The organism is Priestia sp. P5_B4 (genome assembly GCF_056400385.1).
Genome location: NZ_JBFULJ010000837.1, coordinates 1 through 1,666 on the forward strand (window position 1 = coordinate 1; position 1,666 = coordinate 1,666).

1 protein-coding gene and 1 pseudogene are annotated in these 1,666 nt (G+C 32.9%); both read left to right on the forward strand.

The annotated features are described in order from the left end of the window. Positions 1-360 (forward strand): annotated as a pseudogene (locus AC1DRF_RS26520) (malonyl-[acyl-carrier protein] O-methyltransferase BioC); the annotation flags it as partial. 418 nt (positions 361-778) lie between these two features. Beyond that, entirely contained in the window at positions 779-1,039 is a 261-nt protein-coding gene (locus AC1DRF_RS26525; RefSeq protein WP_235567333.1) for a YnfE family protein, read from the forward strand. Positions 1,040-1,666 lie beyond the last annotated feature (627 nt).

A 1,666-nucleotide genomic window follows, 5' to 3' on the forward strand; every position in this document is an offset into this window, starting at 1 on the left:
TGCTACAGCCATGCGAAACAAAAGCTTGGTCTTTTCAATAACAGTTCACCTGGCCAATCGTTTTTTTCTCTTGAAGAGTTGTCTCAAATTTGTGAACAAGCATTAGTTCCATTGAGAGAGCATCCATTTAAACTATCAAAAATGGAGAAACTAGAGATTCAATACTTTCCGACGGTTCAGGCATTTTTTACATCAATAAAAAAAATTGGAGCAAGTAACAGTAACGAGGAAAGCTACTGTCAACGTCCTTCGTTTTTTCGTGAATTAATCAATCTATATGAAAATGATTATCGTAATGAGAAAGGAATGAAAGTAACCTATCATTGTTTAATATTTAATGTTACAAAAACAAACCAATAGCTAATCCTGCCCTAGCTACTCTCTAGAAGTGATGGATTGCAGCTAAATTAAAAAGCTTAATACAAGAAAGTATTTCATATAAAACCTCGCATCATCTCATATCAATTTCTATGTGAAAGAGCACGCTTCTTCATACTGTTAGTTTGTTTAATAGGTTTTTGCTCAATCGCCTCTTCTATTTGACATATAAATTTAAGAAAATAACGTATATTATAAGCAATCCGTCCTTCCCTTTGCGGGTGAATGGTCTCTCCTTCTCAATAAAGAAGGTTTTCTAAAAGCACCCTTTATGGGTGCTTTAGTTTTCGTATGTATAATTTTAGAGGGTTAACACAATATGTATAAAGGGAAAGTGTCCCTTTACCTTCCCAGTGTTTCATATTTCTGACCTATGTATTACTTCAAAAATGTAAGGAGAATGATAAGCGTGGAAGAATTAAGACGGTATGTTGATGTTGTTAAGAAAAATATCGAAACTATGAAAGCTCCTGATTACGAAGGGAAAGAGAGGGATTTAGAAAACCAGCAAGAGGAACTAGAGCAGTATGAGCGATACCTTAAAGCAGAAAGTATCTCACCTGAAGGTTTTGATGGAATTGTAGATGCTGCTGTAGGTTATGCATCTAAAGATATCTCTTTTTCAGAACTAGAAGAAGTGTATAATCAATTAACTAAATAGTATTTTGATAATGGTTGTTTGTTGAATTACTTTAAATACATATAACTACAACAAAACGAGCATGTCCTGTAACTACTAAGCCTCCTCCCTTTGCTGACGAATTGCTTCTCCTTTACACGTTAAGTTTATAAAAACGCTCGCCTCCACGGGTGCTTTTTATTTTAAGATATAATTCTTATGAACGAAGTAATAGAATTTTTCAGCTAACTCCTTTCAGGTGGCTAGTGTTTACGTTATGTAATTGCCACCAATTAAAAAAGACCAATTGATCTTTTTTATGGATTAATTTGATTTTAACTATATTTTAATATACGCTCACTATTTGTGGATTATAATGGAATTACCACGTGATTATCTTTCTTTTAACTTGCTTTTTACCTTAAGCAAGTCTTTTTGTATTTATCGTTTCAACTTTTTCAAAGAAACATCATGCTACAATTAATTTTCACACATGTTATCTTGCATTAAGGACACTTTCCTCAATAGAATGCTGCCCTTTCTTATACGTTTACGGACAATTTATTTAAATCAAATTATAAGATGTTAAAGTAATTATTAAAATGCTACCCATTATTTGCAGGACAGGTGGATTTTTAATATAGAATGCGGCCTTGTTTACACATGCTC